Source organism: Actinosynnema sp. NPDC004786, assembly GCF_053601135.1.
In genome coordinates, this window is the sequence record NZ_JBSGBG010000018.1 from 75,105 (window position 1) to 99,579 (window position 24,475).

General features: G+C 73.0%; 26 protein-coding genes. 10 read left to right on the top strand and 16 right to left on the bottom strand.

The genetic code is table 11. The features are described from left to right. Nucleotides 1–12: 12 nt before the first annotated feature. Nucleotides 13–426: a hydroxyphenylacetyl-CoA thioesterase PaaI gene (gene paaI / locus ACWEFJ_RS18345; RefSeq protein WP_378085442.1), complete on the top strand. Its 414-nt coding sequence runs from the start codon at nucleotides 13–15 to the stop codon at nucleotides 424–426. Here paaI and ACWEFJ_RS18350 read toward each other — a convergent pair. Further along, the gene (locus ACWEFJ_RS18350) at nucleotides 389–751 is read right to left on the bottom strand and encodes a hypothetical protein (protein ID WP_378085444.1); all 363 of its coding nucleotides are present in this window, start codon (nucleotides 749–751) and stop codon (nucleotides 389–391) included. The two genes, paaI and ACWEFJ_RS18350, sit on opposite strands and share 38 nt — an antisense overlap. A 78-nt stretch (nucleotides 752–829) precedes the next feature. Next, on the bottom strand, nucleotides 830–2,005 hold the full coding sequence (locus ACWEFJ_RS18355) for a hypothetical protein (RefSeq protein WP_449714430.1): 1,176 nt from the start codon (nucleotides 2,003–2,005) through the stop codon (nucleotides 830–832). A gap of 41 nt (nucleotides 2,006–2,046) precedes the next feature. Here ACWEFJ_RS18355 and ACWEFJ_RS18360 point away from each other — a divergent pair, with 41 nt between their 5' ends. Further along, nucleotides 2,047–2,553, top strand: a complete 507-nt coding sequence (locus ACWEFJ_RS18360; protein ID WP_449714431.1) for a DUF6584 family protein — start codon at nucleotides 2,047–2,049, stop codon at nucleotides 2,551–2,553. 15 nt (nucleotides 2,554–2,568) lie between these two features. After that, nucleotides 2,569–3,441: a serine/threonine dehydratase gene (locus ACWEFJ_RS18365; RefSeq protein WP_449714432.1), complete on the top strand. Its 873-nt coding sequence runs from the start codon at nucleotides 2,569–2,571 to the stop codon at nucleotides 3,439–3,441. A gap of 121 nt (nucleotides 3,442–3,562) precedes the next feature. Here the strand turns inward: ACWEFJ_RS18365 and ACWEFJ_RS18370 are convergent, their stop codons facing one another. The 8 genes from ACWEFJ_RS18370 to ACWEFJ_RS18405 form a co-directional block, all read right to left on the bottom strand. Continuing rightward, nucleotides 3,563–3,859 carry a hypothetical protein gene (locus ACWEFJ_RS18370; protein ID WP_378085452.1) on the bottom strand — a complete coding sequence of 99 codons (297 nt, stop codon included), beginning with the start codon at nucleotides 3,857–3,859 and terminating at the stop codon, nucleotides 3,563–3,565. Between the two features lie 99 nt (nucleotides 3,860–3,958). After that, nucleotides 3,959–5,044 carry a tRNA 2-thiouridine(34) synthase MnmA gene (gene mnmA / locus ACWEFJ_RS18375; RefSeq protein ID WP_378085454.1) on the bottom strand — a complete coding sequence of 362 codons (1,086 nt, stop codon included), beginning with the start codon at nucleotides 5,042–5,044 and terminating at the stop codon, nucleotides 3,959–3,961. A gap of 5 nt (nucleotides 5,045–5,049) precedes the next feature. Further along, nucleotides 5,050–6,237 carry a cysteine desulfurase family protein gene (locus ACWEFJ_RS18380; RefSeq protein WP_378085456.1) on the bottom strand — a complete coding sequence of 396 codons (1,188 nt, stop codon included), beginning with the start codon at nucleotides 6,235–6,237 and terminating at the stop codon, nucleotides 5,050–5,052. Next, nucleotides 6,237–7,607, bottom strand: a complete 1,371-nt coding sequence (locus tag ACWEFJ_RS18385; protein ID WP_449714433.1) for an MFS transporter — start codon at nucleotides 7,605–7,607, stop codon at nucleotides 6,237–6,239. The genes ACWEFJ_RS18380 and ACWEFJ_RS18385 overlap by 1 nt, the downstream gene beginning before the upstream one ends. Before the next feature lie 123 nt (nucleotides 7,608–7,730). After that, nucleotides 7,731–8,597 carry a lysophospholipid acyltransferase family protein gene (locus tag ACWEFJ_RS18390; protein ID WP_449714434.1) on the bottom strand — a complete coding sequence of 289 codons (867 nt, stop codon included), beginning with the start codon at nucleotides 8,595–8,597 and terminating at the stop codon, nucleotides 7,731–7,733. Beyond that, nucleotides 8,594–9,364: a GNAT family N-acetyltransferase gene (locus ACWEFJ_RS18395; RefSeq protein ID WP_378085462.1), complete on the bottom strand. Its 771-nt coding sequence runs from the start codon at nucleotides 9,362–9,364 to the stop codon at nucleotides 8,594–8,596. The genes ACWEFJ_RS18390 and ACWEFJ_RS18395 overlap by 4 nt, the downstream gene beginning before the upstream one ends. 146 nt (nucleotides 9,365–9,510) lie before the next feature. After that, nucleotides 9,511–10,470: an electron transfer flavoprotein subunit alpha/FixB family protein gene (locus tag ACWEFJ_RS18400; RefSeq protein WP_378085464.1), complete on the bottom strand. Its 960-nt coding sequence runs from the start codon at nucleotides 10,468–10,470 to the stop codon at nucleotides 9,511–9,513. 14 nt (nucleotides 10,471–10,484) lie between these two features. Next, nucleotides 10,485–11,267 (bottom strand): electron transfer flavoprotein subunit beta/FixA family protein, encoded by a 783-nt coding sequence (locus ACWEFJ_RS18405; RefSeq protein WP_378085466.1) that lies wholly within the window; start codon nucleotides 11,265–11,267, stop codon nucleotides 10,485–10,487. A gap of 279 nt (nucleotides 11,268–11,546) precedes the next feature. Here ACWEFJ_RS18405 and ACWEFJ_RS18410 point away from each other — a divergent pair, with 279 nt between their 5' ends. Beyond that, nucleotides 11,547–12,389 carry a DegV family protein gene (locus tag ACWEFJ_RS18410; protein WP_449714435.1) on the top strand — a complete coding sequence of 281 codons (843 nt, stop codon included), beginning with the start codon at nucleotides 11,547–11,549 and terminating at the stop codon, nucleotides 12,387–12,389. A 49-nt stretch (nucleotides 12,390–12,438) separates the two neighbouring features. Then, complete coding sequence (locus ACWEFJ_RS18415; protein WP_378085470.1) at nucleotides 12,439–12,585, top strand: hypothetical protein; 147 nt, start codon at nucleotides 12,439–12,441, stop codon at nucleotides 12,583–12,585. Between the two features lie 25 nt (nucleotides 12,586–12,610). Here the strand turns inward: ACWEFJ_RS18415 and ACWEFJ_RS18420 are convergent, their stop codons facing one another. Together ACWEFJ_RS18420 and ACWEFJ_RS18425 are read right to left on the bottom strand one after the other, a co-directional pair. Next, nucleotides 12,611–13,216, bottom strand: a complete 606-nt coding sequence (locus ACWEFJ_RS18420; RefSeq protein ID WP_449714436.1) for a hypothetical protein — start codon at nucleotides 13,214–13,216, stop codon at nucleotides 12,611–12,613. A gap of 40 nt (nucleotides 13,217–13,256) precedes the next feature. Then, on the bottom strand, nucleotides 13,257–14,234 hold the full coding sequence (locus tag ACWEFJ_RS18425; RefSeq protein ID WP_449714437.1) for a hypothetical protein: 978 nt from the start codon (nucleotides 14,232–14,234) through the stop codon (nucleotides 13,257–13,259). On the opposite strand from ACWEFJ_RS18425, the gene ACWEFJ_RS18430 reads away from it, so the two are divergent. From ACWEFJ_RS18430 to ACWEFJ_RS18440, 3 genes are all read left to right on the top strand, one after another. Continuing rightward, entirely contained in the window at nucleotides 14,223–14,510 is a 288-nt protein-coding gene (locus tag ACWEFJ_RS18430) for a hypothetical protein (protein WP_449714438.1), read from the top strand. The two genes, ACWEFJ_RS18425 and ACWEFJ_RS18430, sit on opposite strands and share 12 nt — an antisense overlap. A 116-nt stretch (nucleotides 14,511–14,626) precedes the next feature. Beyond that, entirely contained in the window at nucleotides 14,627–15,373 is a 747-nt protein-coding gene (locus tag ACWEFJ_RS18435) for a class I SAM-dependent methyltransferase (protein ID WP_449714439.1), read from the top strand. Then, on the top strand, nucleotides 15,370–16,845 hold the full coding sequence (locus ACWEFJ_RS18440) for a 1,4-alpha-glucan branching protein domain-containing protein (RefSeq protein WP_449714440.1): 1,476 nt from the start codon (nucleotides 15,370–15,372) through the stop codon (nucleotides 16,843–16,845). The genes ACWEFJ_RS18435 and ACWEFJ_RS18440 overlap by 4 nt, the downstream gene beginning before the upstream one ends. Here ACWEFJ_RS18440 and ACWEFJ_RS18445 read toward each other — a convergent pair. Further along, nucleotides 16,838–17,065: a hypothetical protein gene (locus ACWEFJ_RS18445; RefSeq protein ID WP_449714441.1), complete on the bottom strand. Its 228-nt coding sequence runs from the start codon at nucleotides 17,063–17,065 to the stop codon at nucleotides 16,838–16,840. The genes ACWEFJ_RS18440 and ACWEFJ_RS18445 overlap by 8 nt on opposite strands. A 63-nt stretch (nucleotides 17,066–17,128) precedes the next feature. On the opposite strand from ACWEFJ_RS18445, the gene ACWEFJ_RS18450 reads away from it, so the two are divergent. After that, a complete protein-coding gene (locus tag ACWEFJ_RS18450; protein WP_449714442.1) occupies nucleotides 17,129–18,379 on the top strand; it encodes a glycosyltransferase family 4 protein in 1,251 nt (416 codons plus the stop codon). Here the strand turns inward: ACWEFJ_RS18450 and ACWEFJ_RS18455 are convergent. From ACWEFJ_RS18455 to ACWEFJ_RS18465, 3 genes are all read right to left on the bottom strand, one after another. Then, a complete protein-coding gene (locus ACWEFJ_RS18455) occupies nucleotides 18,376–21,849 on the bottom strand; it encodes an NACHT domain-containing protein (protein ID WP_449714443.1) in 3,474 nt (1,157 codons plus the stop codon). The two genes, ACWEFJ_RS18450 and ACWEFJ_RS18455, sit on opposite strands and share 4 nt — an antisense overlap. Nucleotides 21,850–21,931: 82 nt before the next feature. Beyond that, nucleotides 21,932–22,678, bottom strand: a complete 747-nt coding sequence (locus tag ACWEFJ_RS18460) for an acyltransferase (protein ID WP_449714444.1) — start codon at nucleotides 22,676–22,678, stop codon at nucleotides 21,932–21,934. Nucleotides 22,679–22,749: 71 nt separating this feature from the next. Beyond that, nucleotides 22,750–23,091, bottom strand: coding sequence for a hypothetical protein (locus ACWEFJ_RS18465; protein ID WP_449714445.1), 342 nt, complete (start codon nucleotides 23,089–23,091; stop codon nucleotides 22,750–22,752). Between the two features lie 34 nt (nucleotides 23,092–23,125). On the opposite strand from ACWEFJ_RS18465, the gene ACWEFJ_RS18470 reads away from it, so the two are divergent. Beyond that, entirely contained in the window at nucleotides 23,126–24,334 is a 1,209-nt protein-coding gene (locus tag ACWEFJ_RS18470) for a Shedu immune nuclease family protein (RefSeq protein ID WP_449714446.1), read from the top strand. The last annotated feature ends 141 nt before the right edge of the window (nucleotides 24,335–24,475 follow it).

The window sequence follows — 24,475 nt, forward strand, 5'->3', positions numbered from 1 at the left end:
TAAGGTGCAGGCATGAACGGACCCGCGGAGATGCTCGCCAACGACGCCGCGTCGACCGCGCTCGGCATCCGGGCGCTCGAACTCGGCGAGGGCACCGCCCGGCTCGCCATGACCATCACCGACCTGATGGTCAACGGCCACGGCATCGGGCACGGCGGGTACGTGTTCCTGCTCGCGGACACCGCCTTCGCCTGCGCGTGCAACCGCCACGGCTCGGTGACCGTGGCGGCGCAGGCGGAGATCGACTTCATCGCCCCCGTGCACGCGGGGGACGAGCTGGTGGCCGAGGCGGTGGAACGGGCCCGGTTCGGGCGCAGCGGCATCTACGACATCACCGTGCGCCGGGGTGACCAGGTGGTGGCCGAGTTCCGCGGCCGCAGCCGGACGCTCAGGCCGAACGGCGCAGACCCAGCACCTGGAGGGTGATGAAGCCCGCCACCGCGATCGCCTGGGCGACGATCAGGAACACGCCCAGCCCGGTCACGGGGAACCACCCGGCAAAAGCGGTGAGGAAGCTGTCCAGCACCCACACCGAATTACCGACGATCACCACCGCGACCACTGGCCGAACGGGTCGCAGGCCGAGCGCGAAAACGCCCGCGCCGTAAGCGACGAGGAATGCGCCGAGCCCGATCACCAGACCGCGCGGCAATCCCGTGGGCAGGTCGAGGAAAAGGGCGAGGAGGCCGAGCCCGCCCGAGGCGACGCCGTCGAGCTTGAGGGCGAAGCGGAGCAGGCCGTCGTGGTGCACGCGAGTTGTCGTCATGGCCCGGAAGTTAGGCCCGGCGCTCCTGCCGGCGGTACGCCGAACGCTGCCATCGACTGCCGGTCACACCGCCTCGACCTGCGCGGCCAGGTCTTCGGCGATCAGCTTCGCCCCCGCGTTCTGCCAGTTGTGCAGCGTCCGCTCCGGCACCTGGTCCACGAACCACGCCAACGCCCGCCGCGCCACCGGGTCGAGGTCCTCGCGCTTGGTCCGCCTGCTGTACGGCCGGATCCCGACCACGTAGTAGAAGTACAGCGCGTTGTAGTGCCGCCATTCGTCGCTGGTGCCGAATTCACCGTCGCGCGGCTTGAGCCGGTGGATGCCCTCCGACAACAACGCCTTCAATTCCGCCGCACGTTCCAGCGGTTGGTCGGACGCGCCCCGGGCGGCGAGCCGGGCGTCGATCACCGGCAATTCCGTCAACGGGCTCGCGACCAGCTTGCCGAGGTCGCCGTAGTTGCTCAACGCCCGCCTGGTCAGCTTGACGAGCTCGGCCTGGTCGAGCGGCGCGCGCCGGGGCAGGGCGTCGGCCGCCTCGCGCAGCTCGGCCCGGGTCGCGGCCACCTCCGGCACGGCGACCTTGTCCACCAGCAGCGCCAGCGGGTTGGCCAGCACCTGCACCGCGATCGCGGCGGCGACCGTGCCGTACAGCAGCGGCACCAGCCGGTCGTCCAGGAACAACGCCACCTGCCCGCCGAACACCGCCGCCAACCCGGCCGACGTGAGCAGCGACCGCACCACGTCCGCCCGGATCGCCTCGCCCTCGTCGAACGCGTCCGCCACGGCCACGAGCACCCCGAACACCAGCAGGTCCACCCCGGCCGAGGCGATCACCAGCGGTTCCGGCAGCACGTCCACCAGCAGCAGCGCGCAGCTCAGCCCGAACAGCACCGTCGCCGCGCCCGGCAACGCCCGCCGCAGCCGCAGGCACAGCACCACCGCGACGGCCAACGGGGCCAACACCACCAGGGGCACGAAGTACGCCGCGACCAGCAACGGCGCCGCGCTCCAGCGCCACCACCGGTCGTACCGCACCGGCAGCCAGCACACGACGACCCCGGTCCACGCCACCGCGGGCACCGCCAGCGCCACCGCCGGCAGCGGGAGGGCGATCACCAGGGCGTAGGCGAGCAGCCCGACCGCCGCCCGCCGGAGCAGGGGTTTGCGGTGATCGCGCACGAGCAGGTACAGGCCGAGCCACCAGGCGAGGCCGAAGGTCACCACCGACACCGCGATCACCCGGAAATCCTACGGTTGCGCCGGCTGGGACCATGTGGTCCATGCCGGTCGAGCTGACGCTCCGCAGGGCCGCCGAAGAGGTTGAACGCGGCGATCTGGCCAGTGTGCTGCGCGCACGGCAGCGGCTGGTCGGCCTGGTCACCAGTTACCCGGACCGGTTGGACCTGCGGGACCGGCTCGCGGCGGTGTACCGGCTGCTCGGCGACGCGGCGCAGGCCGGGCGCTGGAGCTACCTGTCCGAGGTGCGCGACGAGGCCGAGGTGGCGGCGTTCGAACGCGCCTACCGCACGCCGATGGCCCGGCTGGCGGCGATGAACTGGGTCGGCGGCGAGGCGGGCGCGGCCACCGAGACCGCGCGGCAGCGGCTGGTGGCGTTGCAGGAGGCGGCGAACGAGCAGTTGCGCGCGGAGCTGTCGGTGGCCGACGACCGCGACTCCTCGTGGGGCACGAACGTGCTGGTGCTGGTCGGCCTGGTGGTCGTGCTGCTCTGCTTCGTGGTCGGCGCGGTGACGCTCGTCATGGGGGTCTACAGGTGGTTCACGGGCTGAGCGCATGCTGGGTGCATGACCCCCGAAGTCGCCGCCGCCGCTGACCGCATCCGCCCGCACGCCCGCCGCACGCCGACCTGGCGCACGGAGGTGGACGGCCGGCCCGTCGTGTTCAAGCTGGAGCACCTCCAGCTCACCGGCTCGTTCAAGCTGCGCGGCGCGTTGAACACCCTGATCGCCGCCGACTCACCCGATCGTGTGGTCACGGCGTCCGGCGGCAACCACGGCCTCGGCGTGGCGAAGGCCGCGCAGCTCCTCGGGCTGCACGCCACCGTGTTCGTGCCCGTGGGCGCGCCGGAGGGCAAGGTCCGGCGGATCGAGGCGGCGGGCGCGAAGCTGATCCGGCACGGCGACACGTACGCCGAAGCGGTGCTGGCGGCCCGCGAGACGCCCGGTTTCTACGTCGAGGCGTACAACGACCCGACCGTCGTCGCAGGTCAGGGCACCGTCGCCGCCGAGGTGGTGGCGGACGCGCCGGACGTGGACGCGATCGCGGTCGCCGTCGGGGGCGGCGGGCTGGCCGCGGGCACGGCGCTGGCCTCCGGCCTGCCGACCGTCGCGGTCGAGCCGGAGCGGTGCTGCGCGCTGCACCACGCGCTGGCGGCGGGCGGGCCGGTGGACGCCGAGGTGGACTCGGTCGCGGCGTCCGCGCTGGGCGCCACGCGGGTGGGCGAGGTCCCGTTCGGGATCCTGAGCACGCACCCGGTGACGTCCGTGCTCGTGACCGACGCCGAACTCCTCGCCGCCCGCGACCGGCTGTGGGAGGAGTTCCGGCTGGCCGTGGAACCGGCGGCGGCCGTGCCGTTCGCCGCGTGGCTGGCCGGGCGGGTGCCGGGCGAGCTGCCGTGCGTGGTGCTGTGCGGCGCGAACACGGACTGGACGCCCTAGCACGCGGCACCCGCGCACGGCGGGCCGCCTTGCGACCTGGTCCGGGCACCGCGGTGCCCGGACCGTCGCCCTCGTCTCCCACCGCCTGCCGCGGCGGCCTACAACTCCCCCATCCGTCCGGTCAACGGCTCTCGGTCACCCGCCCCAGGTCCGGCGACACGCGCGGGCGCGCCACGCCCCCTTGCGCCATGCCGGCCTGCGGCGGCACCTCGACCTCGCGCGCGAGCGCCGGGTCGAGCTTCTCGACCCGCTCGACCATGGCTTCCACCTGCTCGATCAGCTCGGCCCACTCGGGCCGGTGCAGGCGCTCCCGGACCACCCAGCGCAGCGTGCGCACCTCCGCGCGCAGCCGCTCGAACTGCTCCTCGTCGAGACGTTGCGCGGACGGGTGGTCGAGCTTGCTCGAGAGCACCCTCACCCGGGTCCCGATGTCCACCAGCGACCTCCGGCGTCGTGCGTTGTCATACGGCACGCACGCAGTGTCGCAGGCGACACCGACAAAACCACAAGCCGGACTTCACCGAGTCGCGGCGATGGTGGCGCTGGCGAGCACGAGATCGCCCGCCGCCGCGTCCTCCCGGTACACCGCGACCGCCTGACCAGGCGCGACGCCGCTCAGCGGCTCGCGCAGGCGCACCAGCAGCTCGCCGTCCACGACTTCGGCCACCGCGGGCGCCAGGCCGCCGTGCGCCCGGACCTGGGCCACGCACTCGACCGGGCCGTCGAAGGAGATCCTCGTCACGGGCCGCCGCGCGACGATCTCGGTGACCTTCAGCCGCTCCGCCGCGCCGACCCGCACGGTGCCGCTCACCGGCTCCAGCGAGAGCACGTACCGGGGTCGCCCGTCGGGCGCGGGCGCGTCGATGCCCAGGCCCTTGCGCTGGCCCACGGTGAACTCGTGCACGCCGACGTGCCGCCCGAGCACCGCGCCGGTCTCGTCGTCCACCAGCAGGCCGGGCTGCTCGCCGAGCCGGCTGGTCAGGAAGCCGCGCGTGTCGCCGTCGGGGATGAAGCAGATGTCGTGGCTGTCGGGCTTGTCCGCGACCTGGAGGCCGCGCTCGGCGGCCTCGGCCCGCACCTGCGCCTTGGTCGAGTCGCCGAGCGGGAACATCGCGTGCGCCAACTGCTCGTGCGTCAACGACGCCAGCACGTACGACTGGTCCTTGCCGTCGTCCGCCGAACGGCGCAACTCCACTACTCCGTCCACAGTGGACAGACGGGCGTAGTGGCCGGTGCAGACCGCGTCGAAGCCCAGCCCGATGGCCTTGTCCAGCAGCGCCTCGAACTTGATCTTCTCGTTGCACCGCAGGCACGGGTTGGGCGTGCGGCCGGCCGCGTACTCGGCCACGAACTCGTCCACGACCTCCTCGGTGAACCGCTCCGCGAAGTCCCACACGTAGAACGGGATGCCGAGCACGTCCGCCGCGCGCCGCGCGTCCCGGGCGTCCTCGATGGTGCAGCAGCCCCGCGCGCCGGTGCGCAGCGTGCCGGGCTTGGCCGACAACGCCAGGTGCACGCCGATCACCTCGTGACCCGCCTCCACCGCCCGCGCCGCAGCCACGGCGGAATCCACCCCGCCGCTCATCGCCGCCAGCACCCGCATGCCCGTCACACCTCCGCCGTCGCCTTGCCCGCCAGCCGCTTCAACCCCGCGATGCCCGCCGTGCGGGCCCGCTCCACCACCGGACCGATCACCTCGGCCAGTTCCCGCACCTCGGCCGCCGTGGACGTGTGGCCGAGGGAGAACCGCAGCGAGCCGCGCGCGAGCACCGGGTCCACGCCCATGGCCAGCAGCACGTGGCTGGGTTGCGCCACCCCCGCCGTGCAGGCCGAGCCGGTGGAGCACTCGATGCCCTTGGCGTCCAGCAGCATCAGCAGGCTGTCGCCCTCGCAGCCGGGGAACGTGAGGTGCGCGTTGCCGGGCAGCCGGTGCACCGGGTCGCCGTTCACCGCCACGTCCGGCACGACCCGCCGCACCGACTCGACCAGCTCGTCGCGCAGCGCGGCCACCCGGGCGGCGGTCCCGGCGCGGTGGTCCACCGCGTGCCGCACCGCCGCGGCCAAGGCCACGATCGACGGCACGTCCAGCGTGCCGGACCGCACTTCCCGCTCCTGCCCGCCGCCGTGCAGCACGGGCGTCGTCGCCACGTCACGACCCAGCAGCAGCACGCCGACGCCGTACGGCCCGCCGACCTTGTGGCCGGTGAGCGTCAGCGCCGCCGCGCCGGAGTCGGCGAAGTCGACCGGCACCGCGCCCACGGCCTGCACCGCGTCGGTGTGGAACGGCACCCCGCGCTCGGCGGCCAGCGCGGCCAGCTCGCGCACCGGGTTGATCGTCCCGACCTCGTTGTTCGCCCACATCGCGGTGACCAGGGCGACGTCGTCGTCCAGCGCGTCGCGCAGCGCCTCCGGCCGGATGCGGCCGAGCCCGTCGGGCTCCAGCCAGGTCACCTCGGCGCCTTCGTGGTCCACGAGCCACTGCACGGCGTCGAGCACGGCGTGGTGCTCCACCGACGACGCCACCACGCGCCGGCGGCGGGACGTGCGGCGGGACCAGTACACGCCCTTGACCGCGAGGTTGTCGCTCTCCGTGCCACCGCTGGTGAAGATCACTTCGGACGGTCGCGCGCCGAGGGCGTCCGCGATGTCCTCCCGCGCCTCCTCGACCGCCCGCCGCGCCCGCCGGCCCGAGGTGTGCAACGAGGAGGCGTTGCCCGTCGTGGACAACGCCCGAGTCATCGCCTCGATCGCCTCGGGGAGCATGGGGGTCGTGGCGGCGTGGTCGAAGTAGGCCATCAGCTTCCCAGGGTAGCCCGGCCGAGCCGGCCCGCGAGCACCGCACCGAGGACCGCGACCCCCGCCATCAGCAGGTCGAACGGCACCACGGCGGCCGTGGGCGCGGCGGCCGAGGCGAAGGTGGTGACCAGCACGCCGCCGAGGCCGACCAGCAGCGCCGACCCCAGCATGTCGCTGATCTGCAGCGCGGAGGAGTTGAACCCCCGGTCGACCTCGGTGGACGCGCCCAGGGTGAGCACGCTCAGACTCGACATGGCCATCCCCATCCCGGCGCCGGCGACCGCCCACAGCACCGGCGTCGCCCAGGCCGGACCCCAGGACGGTGCGATGAGCGTCACTCCGGAGATACCCGCCGCGTTGATCGCGAACCCCCAGCGGACCAGCTTCTCGCGCGGGATCTCCGGCTTGCGCGACTGCCACCAGGCGGCCGTGGACCAGCCCAGCGCGCTCAGCGTGAGCGGGATGCCGGCGGCGATGGCCGAGTACCCGTGCACGGAGGTCAACGTGAGCGGGATGAACGCCTCGACGGCGAAGAACGAGCCCGCGAGCAGGCCGCGGGACAGGATCGTCACGGGCAGGCCGGGGCGGGCGGTGAGCGTGCCCCGGGGCAGCAGCACCCGCAGGGACGGCGCCAGCACGACCAGGCCGGCCAGGCCGATCACCAGGTCCAGACCGGTCGGGTGCTGCGCCGCCCAGCTCACCGCCGCGACGCCCGACCCCGCGCCCAGCGCCGCGAGCGGCAACCCGCGGCGGGTGTTGCGGTCGGGGGTGTGCGGCGGCAGGTTCCGCAGCACGGGCACCAGCAGCAGCACGCCCAGCAGCACGAACGGCGCGAGCCCCAGGAACACCCAGCGCCAGCTCAGCGTCTCGGTCAGCCACCCGGACAGCGCCGGTCCGACCAACGACGGCACCACCCACGCCGAGGCCAGCAGCCCGAACACGGCGGGCCGGTCGCGTTCCGGGTACACCAGGCCGATCAGCACGTAGACGGCGACCACCTGCGCCCCGCCGCCGATGCCCTGGAGCACCCGGCCGGCGAGCAGTTGCGGCATGTCCTGGGCCAGGCCCGCGACGATCAGGCCCACCAGGAAGAGGGCGGGCCCGACGAGCAGGGACGGCCGCGGTCCGCGCAGGTCGCTCAGCCGCCCGGACAGCACGGTGGCGACGACGCTCGCGGCGAGGAACGCGAGGAACGGCCACGCGTACAGCTCGTTGCCGTCCAGCTCGGCGACCATGCGCGGCATCGCCGTGCTGACGCCCATGTTCTCGAACGCGAGCAACGTGACGAGCAGGATGATCCCGAGCGTCGGCCCCCGCCGTTCGGGTGTCCAGAGGTTGCTCCTCGCGGGGGTCTCGCTCGTCGTCGTCACGGCTCAATGGTTCAACCTCCACCGGGGTCGAGGTCAAGGCAATATGACGCAGGTCGAAGCCTCGCCGACGACCGGACCACCGGCGTCGGCGCGGTGGTCGTCCGTCGCTCGCCCGGTCCCGGCTCAGGCCGCCTCGGCGGTCGATGTGGTGGCGTGCGGTCGGGGCGCGGGGAGGTCGAGCGAGCCGTAGGCGACCCGTTCGGCCTCCTGCTGCACCAGGGCCGCCAGCTCACGGCGGTTCGCGGCGCGGCCGGGGGCGATCTCGTCCAGCACGTGCACCTCGACCACCAGGTCGCGCGAGCGCAGCACCCGCCGCACCGAGTCGACCAGGGTGTCGGACCCGATGAACGCGGGCCGGGTGGACGTCGCCGAACCCTGCAGGTACCGCAGCACCACGGGTCGCACGGGCACGCCCGCGTCGAGCGCGGACTGGAACAGGGCGGGCCGGTAGCGCCCGGACGCCACGCCGCACCAGGTCGTGCCCTCGGCGTGGACGCCGACCGCCGCGCCGTCCCGCAGCGCCGCCGCCAGCTCGGCCACCGTCCCGGGCAGCAGCGACAGCCGCTCCCGGTCCAGGTACACCGTGCGGGCGGCGGTGATCAGCCGGCCCAGCACCGGCCAGTCCCGGATGTCCCGCTTGGCGACCATCCGGATCGGCTGCACCGCGTCGATCGCCAGCTCGTCCAACCAGGACACGTGGTTGGACACCACGAGCACGCCGCGTCCCGGGTTCTCCTGGAACACCGGCCCGACGACCCGCAACCGCACCCCGAAGGCCCGCAGCAGCGCCCGGAACCACCGCCGCAGCACCACCGCACGCGCCCGTCCGCGCACGCACAGCACGCCGAGCACGACCAGCGGCCCGCACAGCAGCACCGCCGAGGCCGCCACCACCCGCCACGCCGCCCGGACCGGGCCGACCGACGCGGTCGAGTGGTCCACGCACCCGTCGCCGCACGGCGACACGGGCATCCACGCGTGCTTGTTCACGCCGTCTCCCCCAGGAAGAACTTCAGGTACCGCTGGTCGACCCGGTCCATCCCGAGCAGCACGGGCAGGTCGGCCACGCCGAAGTCGGCGTCCAGCGCGGGCCGCCCGCACACCCACGCGCCCAGCCGCAGGTAGCCCTTCAGCAGCGGCGGCAGCACGGTCCGGTCCGGGCGCGCCGGCGCGTCGACGTCCCACGGCGTCCGCGGCGTGACGCGGTACTCGTCCGGGGAGTAGTGCCTGGCCCGCACGGCGTCCCACACGCCCGCCGCGAACGACCCGCCGTCGTGCAGCGGCACCGAGGCGCAGCCGATCAGCCACGAGTGCCCGGACAGCAGCATGTAGCGGGCGATCCCGGCCCACACCAGCGACACGACCGCGCCGTTGCGGTGGTCCGGGTGCACGCACGACCGCCCGGTCTCGACCAACGACGGCCGCAGGGGGTCCAGGGCGGTGAGGTCGAACTCGCCGTCGGAGTACAGGCCGCCAGCCTCGGCGGCGCGTTCCGGCGGCAGCATCCGGTAGGTGCCCACGATGTCGCCGGTGCGGTCGTCGCGCACCACGAGGTGGTCGCAGAACGCGTCGAAGCGGTCGACGTCGTGACCCGGCACGGTGGTGTGCAGCACGGCGCCCATCTCGGCGGCGAACACCTGGTGGCGCAGCCGTTGCGCGGCCACGACCTCGTCGCTGTCGCGCGCGACCAGCAGGGAGTAGCGCGGCGCGTCGGAGGCGGCGTCACCGGTGCTGACAAGCAGTTGCGGCTGCGTCATGGGTCTGGTCTACCGACCGCTTGGCGACCGGGAGCAGGTCGTTCCGATGACGCCTCAGTGGCAGGTCGGTTAAACCCCGGTGAGGCCGGACGCGCGACGGGGGCCGCCCCGCGCGGTGCGGAGCGGCCCCCGGGTGCGGGCTCGGGTCAGCCCTTGCGCTTGGCGACCTCTTCGGTCAGCTGCGGCGCGACCGCGAACAGGTCGCCCACCACACCGAAGTCGGCGATCTCGAAGATCGGCGCCTCCGGGTCCTTGTTGACCGCGACGATGGTCTTGGACGTCTGCATGCCCGCCCGGTGCTGGATCGCGCCGGAGATGCCCAGGGCGATGTAGAGCTGCGGCGAGACCGTCTTGCCGGTCTGGCCGACCTGGAACTGGTGCGGGTAGTAGCCGGAGTCCACCGCGGCCCGGGACGCGCCCACCGCCGCGCCGAGGCTGTCGGCCAGCTTCTCCACGACCGCGAAGCTCTCCGCGCTGCCCACGCCCCGACCGCCGGACACGACGACCGACGCCTCGGTCAGCTCCGGGCGGTCGCCGCCGACGACCGGCTCGCGGCCGGTGACCCTGGTGACCAGCGCCGGGTTGCCGGCGGGCACCTCGACGGCCTGCTCGACCGGGTCGGCGGGCGACTCGGACGCCTCGACGCCGCCGGGGCGCACGGCGATGACCGGCACGCCGTTGGTGACCTTGGACTTCACCACGTACGCGCCACCGAAGATCGACTGCGTGGCGACGCCCTCGCCGTCGACGTCCACGGCGTCGTAGAGCAGGCCGGAGCCCAGGCGCACGGCGAGGCGGCCCGCGACCTCCTTGCCCTCCAGCGTCGCCGAGACCAGCACGGCGGCGGGCGAGGCGGTGCCCGCGATCGCGGCGAGCGCGTCCACCTTCGGCGTGACCAGGTGGTTCACCGCGTCCTCGGATTCCGCCGCGTACACCTTCACCGCGCCGTAGCGGCCCAGGGACTCCTTCACCTTGCCCGCCGTGCCGGGCGATCCGACCACCACCGCGGCCGGCTCGCCGAGACGGCGCGCGGCGGATAGAAGCTCATAGGTGACCTTCTTGACCTCGCCGTCGACGTGGTCGACGAGGACGAGTACCTCGGACATGCTTCTCCTCGCCTTCAGATGAGCTTCTGGCCGACCAGGTACTCGGCGATCTTCGCGCCGCCGTCACCCGAGTCCTCGACACGCTGGCCCGCGCCGCGCGGCGGCTTCGGAGCCGACTCCAGCACCTGCGACCACGACGCGCCGAGGCCGACCTCGCCCGCGTCCAGGCCCAGGTCGGCGACGGTGAGCGTGCTCACCGGCTTCTTCTTCGCCGCCATGATGCCCTTGAAGGACGGGTAGCGCGGCTCGTTGATCTTCTCGTTCACGCTGACGACCGCGGGCAGGCTCGCCTCCAGGTGCGCCACGCCCTCGTCGGTCTCCCGCTCGGCCTTGACCGTGCCGCCCTCGACGGTGAGCTTGCGCACCTGCGTGACCTGCGGCAGGCCCAGCAGCTCGGCCAGCATCGCGGGCACCGCGCCCGCGCGGCCGTCGGTGGCCTCGTTGCCCGCGATGACCAGGTCGACGCCCTCGATCGTGCCGATGGCCTTGGCCAGGACCTTCGCGGTGGTGAGCGCGTCGGAGCCGTGCAGGGCTTCGTCGGAGACGTGGACGGCCTTGTCCGCGCCCATGGAGAGCGCCTTGCGGATCGCGTCGGTCGCGCGGTCGGGACCCATCGCGACGACGGTCACCTCGCCGCCGTGCGCCTCCTGGAGCAGCAGCGCCTCTTCCACGGCGCGCTCGTTGATCTCGTCGAGCACGGCGTCCGCGGACTCGCGGTCGAGGGTGTGGTCGGAGTCGGCGAGCTTGCGCTCGGACCAGGTGTCGGGCACCTGCTTGACCAGGACGACAATGTTCATGGGTCCTCTTCGACCTCCTGCGGACGGGCGGCGATGTGAGTGCGGCGACGGTGGTTGCCGGTGGCCGCCGGATTGCTCGTGACCCTGCCATGTCATCGCCGCATTGGCATGGTGGTGTCGGCCACCCGCATGTTACCCACCGGTAGCAGAGGTGCAAACAGCAGCAAGCACCACCACCGGGTGATGATGCTCACTGGCCGTTCCGGGCCATTCGGACAATGTCGCTTCTCCGCACGACGGCGTTACAGACGCTCCCCCTATTGGGCTAGGTTCGAGCGCATGTCCCGGCGAGTAGCGATTGTCACGGACTCCACCGCGTGCCTGCCGCCGCAGTTGACCGAGAAGCTCGGCGTGACCGTCGCGCAGATCCAGGTGCGCATCGGCGACTGGGTGGACGACGAGGTCCGCGTGCCGGTGCCGAAGCTCGTGGACGCCTTGCGCGACCGGCTCGACGTCACCACCGCGCCGCCCGACCCCGGCGCGTTCTTCTGGTCCTACGCCGACGCGGAGGCGGCGGGCGCGGAGGCGATCGTGTCGCTGCACGTGTCCACCGGCCTGTCGCAGACCGTGGAGGCCGCCCGGCGGGCCGCCGGCCAGGTGCGCGTGCCGGTGCACGTGGTGGACACGCGGACGTGCGGCATGAGCCTCGGGTACGCGGTCGTGGCCGCCGCCACGGCGGCCGCCGCGGGCGGGGACGTGAACCGCGTCCTGGCCGCCGCGCAGCACGTCGTGCGGGGCAGCACCGAGCTGATCTACGTGGACACGCTGGAGTACCTCCAGCGGGGCGGGCGGATCGGCCGGGCCGCCGCCCTGGTCGGCTCGGCGCTGTCGATGAAGCCGCTGCTGACCGTGGCCGAGGGGCGGATCGCGCCGCTGGACAAGGCGCTCGGCGCGGAGCGCGCGGTGCGCAAGCTGGTCGACATCGCGGCCGGGAAGGCGGGCCGGGACGCGGTGGACATCGCGGTCGAGCACTTCGACGCGGCCGAGCGGGCCGGGACCGTGCTGGAGCTGCTGCGGGCGAAGCTGCCCAACGTGCGCCGGTTCCTGGTGACCCAGGTCAGTTCCGCGATCGGCGCGCACGTGGGCCCGGGCGCGCTCGGCGTGACCGTTTCGCCCGTTTAGGAACTCCCTGCGGGGTTTGAACGTTGGCCGAACAGGGAAGGAGTTGTACATGGCATCTCTGTTCAGCAAGCTCGCCGCTTTCGCCCGCAGTCCCCAGGGCCGTCGGGTCGCCGAGCAGGTCAAGCAGGCGGCTCGCGACCCCCGGAACAAGGCCAAGGCGCAGCAGGTGCTGCGTCGGTTCCGCGGCAGGCACTGACCGCGGTTTGGCGTGGGGCGGCCCGCTAGCGACCGGTGTCGCGGCGGGCCGCTCCTGCCGTGCGCGGGAGGGTGCCGGGGTCGGGTGCGGGACGTGCCGGGTCGGCGGCGTCCTCCGGTCCGGCCGGATCTTCGGCGGCGGCGACGGGTTCCGCGACGGGCACGGGTTTCGCGGGTTCGGCTGAAGCCGGCACGGCTTCGGCGGTGGGCTCGGGTTCCGCCGGCTCGGCTGTCCCGGTGGGCCGCGCTTCGACGGGCTCCGCTCCGGCGGGATCGGTCCCCCCGGCTTCGGCGGCGAGGCGGACCACGCGCATCCGGCGCACCTCGTCCTGCGGCACGCGGTCGCCGGCCTCCGGTCTCGGGGTGGGCACGAGCACCAGGGTCGGGCGCGTCGGCGCCGGTGCGGGCGCGAGGGCGGTCGGCATGCCGAGCACCGGGTTGCGGTGGATCGGCCTGGTCACGTACTCCTCCGGCGGGAACGGCGCGGCGAACTCGGGTTCGCGCGGCGCCGGCGCGGGTTCCGGCACGGGCTCGGGCGGCGGCTGGTCGCGCCGCAGCATGACCGCCGTCAGCACGCAGCCCGCGGCGAAGGACAACGCGCACAACCCGAACACCACGGCCGCTTCGTACATCACCGCGTCCCCACTCCCGTTCCCGCACGGCCGGCCGCGGTCAAGCGTCCACCCGCCTGCCGTCGCCGCCCGCCTGCCGGGCGCTCACCTGCTGACCGGCCTCCTGCTGCCCGGCCTCCCGCTGCCCGGCCACCTGCTCGCCGCTCGCCTGCTCGACGGTGGTCTGTTCCGGGATCAGGTTGGGCACGCGGTCGGCCGCCTCGTCCAGCGCGACCCGGGCCGCGGCCACCTGGGCGGCCACGGTGTGGCGCAGTTCGCGCAGCTCGTCGGACTGCCGCTGGATCTCGTCGATGCGCCGGTTCGCCTCGCGGGCGGCCAGCTTGATCAGGAACGCGGCCCGCGCCTTGGCCAGCTCCTCCTGCTCGGCGAAGTGCTGCTCGGCCTCGTGGCGACGCCGGTTCATGGTCAGCTCGAAGAAGTTCTGCGCCTTGGCCCGCTTGTCGTCCGACTCCGCCTCCAGCCGCGCGCACCGCTCCGCCGCGGCCCGCAGCACCTGCTCCGCCTCCTGCTCGGCCTTCGCCACGGCGGCGGCGCACTCGGCCTCGACCTGCTCCGCGCGGGCCACGAGGTGCGCCTCCACCTCGGCCCGGCGGCGTTCCAGGTCGACCTCGCGCTGGTCCAGCTCGGCGGCCCGCCGCCCGGCGGCGTCGCGCTGCTGCCGCGCCTCCTCCTCGGCCTCGGCCCGCTGGGCGGCCAGCTCGTCCTCCAGCTGACGCCGCCGCTGCGCCAGCTCCGCCTCGGTGCGCTCGCGCAACGCCGTCACGTCGCGCTCGGCGCGCAACCGCAGGTCGTTCGCCTCGTCCTCGGCGAGGGTCAGCATCCGGTGCAACCGCTCGGACGCGCCGGCCGTCGTGTCCGGCGACATCTCCAACCGCTCGATCCGGGCCCGCGCCTGGTCGAGGTCGTTGCGGGTCATCTCCAGCAGCTTGCGCAGGTCGGCGGCCTGGGCCAGCGCCTCGGCGCGGTCGAGGTTGCAGTACTTGAGCTGTTCGTCCAGGTTCTCGAGGTGCTCGATCACCTGGCGGCGGTGGAAACCGCGGTAGACGACGTCGAAACCAGCGTGCAGCGGAACAATCTCCGGCTCTTTCGCAACCATGGCGGCCCCGCTCGTTCGAAGATTGGCCGAGGGTACGAGCGTAAAGCACCCCACCGGCACCTGACCACCCACGACTACCCCGGCACAACGGCGGCAATGCGCGCCGCTGGCTGCGGAAACACGATCGCGGAAGATCCAGCTGAAGTCGATTCAAGTCACACGATCGGGTCGTTTTATCGAACGCATTCGCGGCATTGACACCGCACCTGGCGACAATTTCCCACACTCGGAGGAACCGGGGTTCACACGAAACAGTGAAGGTCGACAGGGCAGGCCCTGCCTACCCGCGAGTAACGAGCAACTAGGCTGGCCGGGTGACCGTCGAGCCGCTGCCCCTCACCGGTGAGCGCACCGTGCCCGGGATCGCCGAGGAGAACTACTGGTTCCGCCGCCACGAGGCGGCCTACCGGCACCTCGTCCGGCACTGCGCGGGCGCGGTCGTGCTGGAGGCGGGCTGCGGCGAGGGCTACGGCGCGGCGCTCATCGCCGGGCACGCCGCGCGGGTCGTCGCGCTCGACTACGACGAGCCGACGGCGGCGCACGCGAGTCGCGCGTACCCGGAGCTGACCGTGCTGCGGGGCAACCTCGCGTCGCTGCCGCTGCGCTCCGCGAGCGTGGACGTGGTGGCGAACCTCCAGGTCATCGAGCACCTGTGGGACCAGGAGGGCTTCCTGGCGGAGTGCGCGCGGGTGCTGCGGCCCGGTGGGCGGCTCCTGGTCACCACGCCGAACCGGATCACGTTCTCCCCCGGCCGCGACACCCCGCTCAACCCGTTCCACACCCGCGAGCTGGCCGCCGCCGAGCTGCGCGACCTGCTGGTCGGCGCGGGCCTGCGGGTCGAGCTGCTGGCCGGGCTGCGGCACGGCCCGGCGTTGCGGGCGCTGGACGAGCGGTTCGGCGGGTCGGTCATCGACGCGCAGGTGGCCGTGGTGGTGGACGGCGGCACGTGGCCGGACGACCTGCTGGCCGCCGTGGCGTCGGTGCGCGACGAGGACTTCGAGGTCACCACCGACGACCTGGACGCGAGCCTGGACCTGGTCGCCGTGGCGGTGCGCCCGTGACCCGCGACGAGGGCACGTTCTGCCTGGTGCTGCACAGCCACCTGCCGTGGCTCGCGCACCACGGCGCATGGCCGGTCGGCGAGGAGTGGCTGTACCAGGCGTGGGCGCACTCGTACCTGCCGGTGGTGGACCTGCTGGAGCGGTTCGCCGCCGAGGGCCGCGAGGACGTGCTCACGCTGGGCGTCACGCCGGTCCTGGCGGCGCAGCTGGACGACCCCCACTGCCTGCGCGGCCTGCACGACTGGCTAGGCAACTGGCAGCTGCGGGCGCACGGCGCGTCGTTCCGGCTGCCGGACCTGGCCGCGCGCGAGCACCGCGCGTCGGCGTGGGCGCTGGAGCGGTTCGAGGCGCGGTGGCGGCACGGCTTCTCGCCGCTGCTGCGGTCCCTGGTGGACGCGCGCGCGATCGAGCTGCTGGGCGGCCCGGCCGCGCACCCGTTCCAGCCGCTGCTCGACCCGCGGCTGCGGGCGTTCTCGCTCCGCACCGGGCTCGCCGACACCGCGTTGCGGATCGGCTCGACGCCCGAGGGCATCTGGGCCCCCGAGTGCGCGTACGCGCCGGGCATGGAGCACGACTACGCGCGGGCGGGCGTGCGGCGGTTCCTGGTGGACGGCCCGTCGCTGCGCGGCGACACCGCCGCCGGCCGCCCGGTCGGCACGTCGGACGTGATCGCGTTCGGGCGCGACCTGGAGGTGTCGTACCGGGTGTGGTCGCCCAAGGTCGGCTACCCCGGCGACCCGGCCTACCGCGACTTCCACACCTACGACCACCCCAGCGGGCTCAAGCCGTCGCGGGTCACGGGCAAGCACGTGGACCCGGCGGACAAGCGGCCGTACGACCCGGAGCCCGCCGCGGCGGCCGTGCGGCGGCACGCGGCGGACTTCGTGGACACGGTGGTGCGGCGGCTGCGCGCGTTGAAGGAGCAGCACGGCCGGCCGTCCCTGGTGGTGGCCGCGTACGACACCGAGCTGTACGGGCACTGGTGGCACGAGGGGCCGGCCTGGCTGGAGGCGGTGCTGCGGCTGCTGCCCGAGGCGGGCGTGCGGGTGACCACGTTGCGCGGCGCGGTCGAGGCCGGGCACGTGGGCGCGCCGGTCGAGGTGCCGCCGTCGTCGTGGGGCTCGGGCAAGGACTGGCACGTGTGGAACGGGCCGCAGGTGGCCGACATCGTGCAGGGCAACGAGGAGGTCCAGCGGGAGCTGCTCGCGCTGGACGTGACCGGCGTCGTGCGCGACCCGGTCGCGGACCAGGCCGTGCGGGAGGCGCTGCTGGCGCTGTCCAGCGACTGGGCGTTCATGGTCACCAAGGACTCGGCCGCCGACTACGCCCGCTACCGGGCCAGGGCGCACGCCGACCGGTTCCGCGAGCTGGTCGCCCTGCGGCGGGCCGGGCGCGGGCACGACCGGGCGGCCGAGCTGCGCCGGGTGGACGGGCCGTTCGGCCGGCTCGACGCGCGAGGGCTGGCTAGTTGACGCCGCCCACCACGCCGGGATCGCCGTGCTGCCGGTGCGTGACGCCCGCCGCGCCGGGGTTGTCGGTCCGCGCCCGGACCACCGGGTCCGCCTTGGAGCGGCCCCGGGTGTCGGCCGGTCGTTCGAGGCCGGCGCGCCGCGCGCGGGCCCTCCGGTCCACCGCGAACCCGATCACGAGCAACGCGGCGCAGAACAGGATCGTCCAGACCCAAGGCTGCATGACCGTGCCCCCACTTCTCCCTGGTCCCGCCAGGGTAGCGGAGCCGAGATGCGAGGATGGCCCATGCGCGTGCTGATGTTGTCCTGGGAGTACCCGCCGGTGGTCGTCGGCGGGCTCGGTCGGCACGTGCACGCGCTGGCCGGGCACCTCGCCGCGCAGGGGCACGACGTGGTCGTGCTGTGCCGCCAACCCGCCGGCACGGACGCGATCACCCACCCCACGACGGACGACGTGGTCGACGGCGTGCGGCTGATCCGGGTCGCCGAGGACCCCACGCACCTGGTGTTCGAGCGCGACCTGGTGGCGTGGACGCTGGCCATGGGGCACGCGATGACGCGGGCCGGGTCGGCGTTGCTGCGCGACTGGCGGCCGGACGTGGTGCACGCCCACGACTGGCTGGTCACGCACCCCGCCATCGCGTTGGCGGAGCAGTGCGGCGCGCCGCTGGTGGCGACCGTGCACGCGACCGAGGCCGGGCGGCACAGCGGGTGGCTGTCGCAGACGTTGAACCAGCAGGTCCACTCGGTCGAGTGGTGGCTGGCGAACCGGGCCGACGCGCTGATCACGTGCTCGGCCGCGATGCGGACCGAGGTGGCGCACCTGTTCGAGGTGGAGCCGTCGTCGGTCACGGTGCTGCACAACGGCATCGAGCCGCGCCGGTGGCGGGTCCGGTCGTCGGACGTGGCCGCCGCCCGTGCCGCGCACAGCGCCCCAGGCGCGCCGCTGCTGCTGTTCTTCGGCCGGCTGGAGTGGGAGAAGGGCGTGCAGGACCTGATCGCCGCGCTGCCCCGCATCCGCCGCGCCCACCCCGGCACGAGGCTGGTCGTGGCGGGCACCGGCACGCACCGCGACTGGCTGGTGGAGCAGGCGCGCAAGCACAAGGTGCGCCGGGCGGTGGACTTCGTGGGCCACCTGTCCGACCGGGCGCTGGCGGCGGCGCTGGCCGCGGCGGACGCCGTCGTGCTGCCGAGCCGGTACGAGCCGTTCGGCATCGTGGCGCTGGAGGCGGCGGCGGCCGGCACGCCGCTCGTCGCCTCGACCGCCGGCGGTCTCGGCGAGGTGGTGGTGGACGGCGTGACCGGCCTGTCGTTCGCGCCCGGCGACGTGGAGGCGCTGGCGGGCGCGGTCCGGTCCGTGCTGGACGACCGGCCCGCCGCCGCGCGCCGGGCGAAGGCCGCGAAGTCCCGCCTGGCCACGGACTTCGACTGGGTGAAGATCGCCGCCGGGACGGCGTCGGTCTACCGGGCCGCCACCGTGCGCGACCACCCGCCGCTGGGGCGTCCCAAGATCCCGACCGGCAACGTGTTCCTCTAGCCCTCCGCCATCCGCTTCAGGGCGAGCATGGCGGCGGGCAGGTCCTCGTACGGCTCGCTCACCCCGTGCGCGTGGTAGGCGTACTCGTGGACGAAGTCCAGGATGTCCTGTTCCGGCGCGCTGCCCGCCATGAACCTCTTGGCCACCTCGTAGAAGGGGCGCGGCGCGACCAGGCCCAGGACCCCTGCGGACGTCCGCCGCAACTCCTCCAGCAGCCTGCGGTCGAACGCCCAGTTCGCCCCGACCGGAGCCGCCAGGTAGTCGAAGAACTCCACGGGGAAGTAGGCGTCGTTCCACTTCCCGTCCTCGATGCGGCGCGCGGACCTGTCGATCCGGTCGACGAGCTGCCGGAGACCTGTCAGGCGACCGCCCGCGGCCTCGTTCGCGCGCCAGGCGATCACCAGGCAGGTCAGGCGGCTGGCCGGGTCGGCGATCACCGCGTCGACCAGGTGCTCGACCAAGCCGCTGACCTCGTCCAGCAAGCGCGGGTGGGCGCAGACGACGGAGCACATCTCGGAAGCGCTGTCGTACGAGGGCTTGTCCATGACGAGCAGGCGGATTGCGCGCGACACCATCTCCGTGGGCAGTCGCCACGACTCGCGGGACAACGCGAACAGGAGCATGGTGTGCGCCCGCCTGTTCAGCGGCACGCCGGCGTCGAGTTGCTCCAGGATGCGGTCGAGTTCCCTCACGTCGAACGGCAGGGTGACCCTGAGGTCGGCCATCCCCGTGTTCCACATGACCCAACGGGACAGCTCGGTCAGCAACTCCTGCTCGGCACTCCCCGAGGCGATGTCGATCCCCACGAAGTGGATCCCGGTGCGCAGCGCGCCTTCGGCCGCCGGGTCGCCCAGCAACCGGGCCGCCAACACGTGCTCCCCGCCTGTCTCGGCCCCCCGCAGGGTGATGAACCGGGCATCTCCCTGGTGATCGAGGGTGAGCGTGTCGAACAGGCTCTCCCACCCGTCCGCGTCCAGTCCGGAGTGCCACAGGTGCACCATCGACTGCCACTCGCGCAGCTCCCCGAACAGGCTGTCGAGCGGCACCGGGGAACCGTCCAGGTGGACGCGGAGGCACACCAGGTTCGCCGAGTAGGCGGCCACCCGCGTCACCAGCGTGGCCCCGGATGGGTCGTAGGTCGGGTACCGGTCGTGCTTCACCCGGTGGTGCACCGAACGGATCAGTTCGTCCAGCACGACCACCAGGCCGGCCCGCACCTCACCGTCGAGCGCGCCGAACAGCCCGGCCGCGAAGTCCAGCACCGGCGGCCGCTTGGTGAACGCCTGGTGCGAGATCAGCGCGAACAGCCGGGCGTCGTCCAGCAGCCCGAAGTCCTCGAACGGCTGGGACTCGCGCCGGGCCCGGTCGTCCAGGATCGCCAGGAGCAGCTTCACCGTCACCTCGGCGATCAGGTACTCGCCGAACGTGGCGTGCAGGAACTCGTAGGTCCGGCGACGGCCGGCCGCGTCGTCCCGCTGGTTCACCTGCGCCGAGTGGATGAAGAAGAAGTCGCCGACGATCCGGTCCGTGGTGTCGAGCGGGTCGTCGAAGGTGGTGCGCTGCACGACCTCCGGCGGCGGGGCGAACGGCGCGAGGTCGCGCTTCAGCTCGGCGTCCTCCACGTACTGCCGGCCGCGGTTGAACATGGCCAGCGCCGTGATGCCCAACTGCCACTTGCTCTGCTTGACCCGCTTGGCGACCTGCGCGGCGGACGGCTGCACCCGGCCCTTGTCCCGCGCCTGGCGCACCACGAACGAGTCGATCAGCCGCTCGTACAGCTCGGCCGGCGACAGGTCCTCGTCGTCCGGCCGGCTGCCGGTGTCGGCGGCGTAGATGGCGAGCATCAGCAGGATCAGCGGCTGCCGGGCCAGGTCGCCGTGCCGGAGCAGGTCGGCCGGGGTCGGCGGGCGGAAGCCCGGGGTGGTGGCGTTCGCGCGGTTCCACGCGTCCAGCCACTTGCCGATGCGGGCGTCGTCGAACTCCTCCAGCTTCACGATCGGCACGCCGTGCGGGATGCGGGCCCGGTCCACGACGAGCGTCCTCGACGTGATGACGACCGCCACCGGCCGGCCGAGGTCGGCCTCGCGCTCCTGGAAGTCGAGGACCTGCCGCAGGTAGTTGGACTGCGTCACGCCGCTGGCCTGCACGAGTTCGTCGAAGCCGTCCAGCAGCACGACGCGGATGCTGTCGCCGCACTCGTCGGCGAGCCTGCCCCAGTCCACCTTCTCGGCGAGCACGTCGGTCAACGCCGTCTCGATCTGCCCGCGCACGCTGTCGTCCGCGTCCACCTTGCGGAGCTGGACGTTCACCACGGTGTAGCCGGCGGCGGGCAGCCGGGCCGCGAGCACCTCCATCAGCAGCGACTTGCCCGCGCCGGGGTGCCCCAGGACCAGCAGCGGCCGCGCGGTGCTCGTCGGGCTCGCCAGGTGGGCCGCGAGGAAGGCGTCGATGTCCTCCTCGACCACCGTGTTGGACGACCACCACTCCTCCGACGACGGAACGGACTTCTCGTCGTGCACGGTGACGCGGTAGCCGGGCGCGACGAACCCGCGCTCGACGGACGGGAAGCGTGCGTTGACCGGCTGGGTGTCCGGGTTGGTCCGCAGCAAGGGCTTGCCCAGCGTGGCCAGCGCCGCCTTCTCCAGCTTGGCCCGGTACGAGCGGTCCGGCCCGAGCTGCCCCGGCGCGGACCGCGCCAGCAGCCGGGCGAACCGCTCCAGCGACTCCGTCTGCGCGGCCAGCGCCCGGGCCAGCCGGTCGTTGCCCGCCTCGACGGCCGCGCGGGTGGCCGAGTGCTCGCCGATGAACGTCCACACCTCGAACTCCGGGATCGACGCCGCCAGCCCCAGGAAGTGGTGCACGTACTGCTCGCGACTCCGCTCGACCACCAGCGACGGCACGACCAGGTCGCGCCCGCCCGCGAGGGCCTGCCAGGCGGCGAGCCCGCCGAGGAACTCGGCCACCGCCGCCGTCGCCGCCGAGAAGAACGTGCTCAGCGGGCCGTCGAGGTTCTGCTGGAAGCCCCGCGTGGCGTCGGGGGCCGGGACGTTCAGCTCGGACAGCGCGGGCAGCGCGCCCGCCTCGGTCGACCCGGTCGGCTCGACGCCGAGCGCCCGGAACTTCTCGGCGTCGGTGACCCGCAGCAGGTCGAACCGGTCGCCGACCTGGTCGCGGAACGCGTCGAAGACCGAGTTCACCGCGATCACCGTGTGCGCGGCGGCCACGAGTTCCTGGCGGTGCGCGCCGGACAGGCCGGTGAGCCGGGCGGAGACCTTGTCGAGCACCTTGCGCAGCGACGACATGGCCTCGTTCTTCGGGTCGATCAGGCCGAGCACGTCCGGCGCGCCGAGCACGCCGCCGAGCAGGATCGCGCCGCCGAGCGCCACGTCGACCTTGTCGAACAACGGCCGCTCGTACCTGCCGAGGACGCGCAGCGCGCCGGTGTAGGTGAACAGGTCCGGTCGTGACACGGGCGCTCCACGGTGGGGTACGGCGGGGTCCGGCTGATCCTGCCGGCCGCGCGTGCCCGCCGGGCCGCACTTCTGCGCGTGGCTACGAGCCGTTGCGTGACCGCTCCAGGGCCTCCTGCGCCTTGCGGGCCATGTCCTCCACGGCGGCGCGGCGCTCGGCGTCGGCCTCGTAGTCGGCCCGCCGGTCCTTGACGACCCGGGCCGGCGTGCCGACGGCGATCTTGAAGTCCGGCACGTCGCCGCGCACCACGGCGTGCGCCCCGACGACGCACCCGCGCCCGATCCGGGTGCCGCGGGTGACGGTGACCTTCGTGCCGAGCCAGCAGTCGGGTCCGATGCGGACCGGCGACTTGACGATGCCCTGGTCCTTGATCGGCCGGGTGATGTCCGCGGTCACGTGGTCGAAGTCGCAGATGTAGACCCAGTCCGCGATCAGCGTGGCCGCGCCGATCTCCACGTCCAGGTAGCAGTTGACCGTGTTGTCCTTGCCGAACACGGCCTTGTCGCCGATCCTCAGCGACCCCTCGTGGCAGCGGATGGCGTTGCCGTCGCCGATGTGCACCCAGCGCCCGATCTCCAGCCGCCCGTAGCCGGGGCGGCAGTGCAGCTCGACCTTCTTGCCGAGGAACACCATGCCGCGCAGCACCACGTGGGGGTTGGCGAGGCGGAACCGCAGCAGCCGCCAGTACCGCACGAGGTACCAGGGCGTGTACGCGCGGTGGCGCAGCACCCAGCGCAGCGAGGCGAGCGTGAGGAAGCGGGCCTGCTCCGGGTCGCGGCGCGACCCGCGCCACCTCTTCCACACCGGTGCGCCCCACATGCTCGTCACGGACGCACTCTAACCAGCGCACGCCCATCACCCCGACGAACCCGTGCCGACCCCGGCTCAGGGGTGACGTGTCACCAGTCCTGAGTCGCGGCCAGACACGCCTTGAGCCACATCGCTTCGGGGTGGTCCAGGATGAAATCGCCCACCACGGGGACGTCGTCCAGGAACCGGCGGACGTCCGCCGGGAGCTGCTCGTCGGTTCCACCCGCCTTGGGCGGACCGGTCACGAGCTTCGGCTCCCAGTCGAGATCAGAGTGCAGCAGCACGGCGTGGCGCTTCTTCCGCTCACGCACGTAGATCAGCCGCTCGCCGAACTCGTTGACGAAGTAGGACACGTAGTCCTGATCGCCGATGGGATGACCACTCATTGTCGCGAGCAGTCGGCGGACTTCCACTCCAGCGTCAATCGCCACCGCACAACAGTAACAGTGTGCGACACTTGCCCCCATGGGCTACCGATCGGGTTTCACCCTGGTTCGACTGCTCGAAGACACCCGAGAGATGACCCGCTCGGCCGAGGTTCGGGACTGCGTCGATGCGGCACTCCGGTTCATCAACTCCGGGACGGATTCGCGAGGACGCGGCTATCAACGCGGAAAAGACCTGGTCAATCACCTGAAACGCGGATCGCTCGCCGCATCCGGCGCAGGCGAGGACAAGGTGAGCGACCGACTCGCCGATTTCGCGGAGTACGCTGCGGGCGATATTCCCTTGACCCTCTTGGAAACCTGGTACGTGCCCGGAGCGCAGCACTGGGGTGAGAACCTCGCGCGCCTGACCCTCGAACAAGGGCTGCGCCGAGCGGTCGAACTCCTCGGGGAATTCCTCAAGGACCGGCCGGACGCGACCGCCGCACAGGCACGCCAATGGCTGCGGAGGCTCACCTCGTCAATGGAGAGGTGGACGATCGGCGAGGACCGGCTCGGCGGTGTCAGACTGCCGAGAGGCAGTGCCGACCACCTGGTCTGGCTCAGCCGGATCCAGCTCATCCTGACCGATCCGCCTGCCGGAGCAGAGCTGCCCGACCTGTCGCCCGAAGCCCTTGAGGAGATAGCGGGCATGCCCGGTTCGGAGGTGGTCGCCCGCGCGATCCAATGGCGCAGGCGTCGAACGGCACTGGACCGCTTGCGAGCGGTGGTGGAAGACCCGGGCAGCTCCGAGCGCCGAATCCACGAGGAGCTCAAGGAGCAGACGTGGATTTTCGGCGGCCGCTATGTCGAAGAGCTGGACCGGCGTCGATTCACCACGACCGACGAGGTGGACATCCCGCTTCTGCGCGGAGACGGCTCCCTGCACGTCGTGGAGCTGAAGCGAGCATTCGTGCCCAGGCTGGTGGAGAAACCGCGTTCCCACTGCTCCGTCGGAGCGGACGTGCATGAGGCGATGACACAGGCGGCCAACTACCTGCGGTCTCTGGACGAACAGCGCGCGACGATCCTGGCGGAGCACGGGATCGAGACCAGGCGCGCCTTCGCCACGGTCCTCATCGGGCACCCGGCGTTCGTCACACCGGCATTCGAGCCCGCCGAGGTCGCCGCCGCGTTCCGGAGCTACAACGCCGTGTTGTCCCGGATAGAGGTCCTCACCTACCAGGACCTCATCGACGCCGCGGAACGGACGTTGGCCTTGGACCAGGACGACATCGTCGCGGGATGACGGACGGACTACCAGGTCCGTCCACCTTCGCCTGCCGCCGACGTTCCGACGCCGACGCGGTGCGACGTGGGTCGACACGACCGGGACATCACGAGGGGACCTCCGGGTGTGGCGGCACTCCAACCGCCCGCCGGGCGGAGC

Excerpts from the sequence above, each read along its gene's own strand:
- ACWEFJ_RS18420 (WP_449714436.1), bottom strand. The coding sequence starts at position 13,216 with ATGTACGAAGCGGCCGTGGTGTTCGGGTTGTGCGCGTTGTCCTTCGCC.
- ACWEFJ_RS18450 (WP_449714442.1), top strand. The coding sequence starts at position 17,129 with ATGCGCGTGCTGATGTTGTCCTGGGAGTACCCGCCGGTGGTCGTCGGC.
- ACWEFJ_RS18360 (WP_449714431.1), top strand. The coding sequence starts at position 2,047 with ATGCCGGTCGAGCTGACGCTCCGCAGGGCCGCCGAAGAGGTTGAACGC.
- ACWEFJ_RS18400 (WP_378085464.1), bottom strand. The coding sequence starts at position 10,470 with ATGTCCGAGGTACTCGTCCTCGTCGACCACGTCGACGGCGAGGTCAAG.
- paaI (WP_378085442.1), top strand. The coding sequence starts at position 13 with ATGAACGGACCCGCGGAGATGCTCGCCAACGACGCCGCGTCGACCGCG.
- ACWEFJ_RS18380 (WP_378085456.1), bottom strand. The coding sequence starts at position 6,237 with ATGGCCTACTTCGACCACGCCGCCACGACCCCCATGCTCCCCGAGGCG.
- ACWEFJ_RS18405 (WP_378085466.1), bottom strand. The coding sequence starts at position 11,267 with ATGAACATTGTCGTCCTGGTCAAGCAGGTGCCCGACACCTGGTCCGAG.
- ACWEFJ_RS18415 (WP_378085470.1), top strand. The coding sequence starts at position 12,439 with ATGGCATCTCTGTTCAGCAAGCTCGCCGCTTTCGCCCGCAGTCCCCAG.
- ACWEFJ_RS18410 (WP_449714435.1), top strand. The coding sequence starts at position 11,547 with ATGTCCCGGCGAGTAGCGATTGTCACGGACTCCACCGCGTGCCTGCCG.
- ACWEFJ_RS18395 (WP_378085462.1), bottom strand. The coding sequence starts at position 9,364 with ATGACGCAGCCGCAACTGCTTGTCAGCACCGGTGACGCCGCCTCCGAC.
- ACWEFJ_RS18470 (WP_449714446.1), top strand. The coding sequence starts at position 23,126 with ATGGGCTACCGATCGGGTTTCACCCTGGTTCGACTGCTCGAAGACACC.
- ACWEFJ_RS18445 (WP_449714441.1), bottom strand. The coding sequence starts at position 17,065 with ATGCAGCCTTGGGTCTGGACGATCCTGTTCTGCGCCGCGTTGCTCGTG.
- mnmA (WP_378085454.1), bottom strand. The coding sequence starts at position 5,044 with ATGCGGGTGCTGGCGGCGATGAGCGGCGGGGTGGATTCCGCCGTGGCT.
- ACWEFJ_RS18365 (WP_449714432.1), top strand. The coding sequence starts at position 2,569 with ATGACCCCCGAAGTCGCCGCCGCCGCTGACCGCATCCGCCCGCACGCC.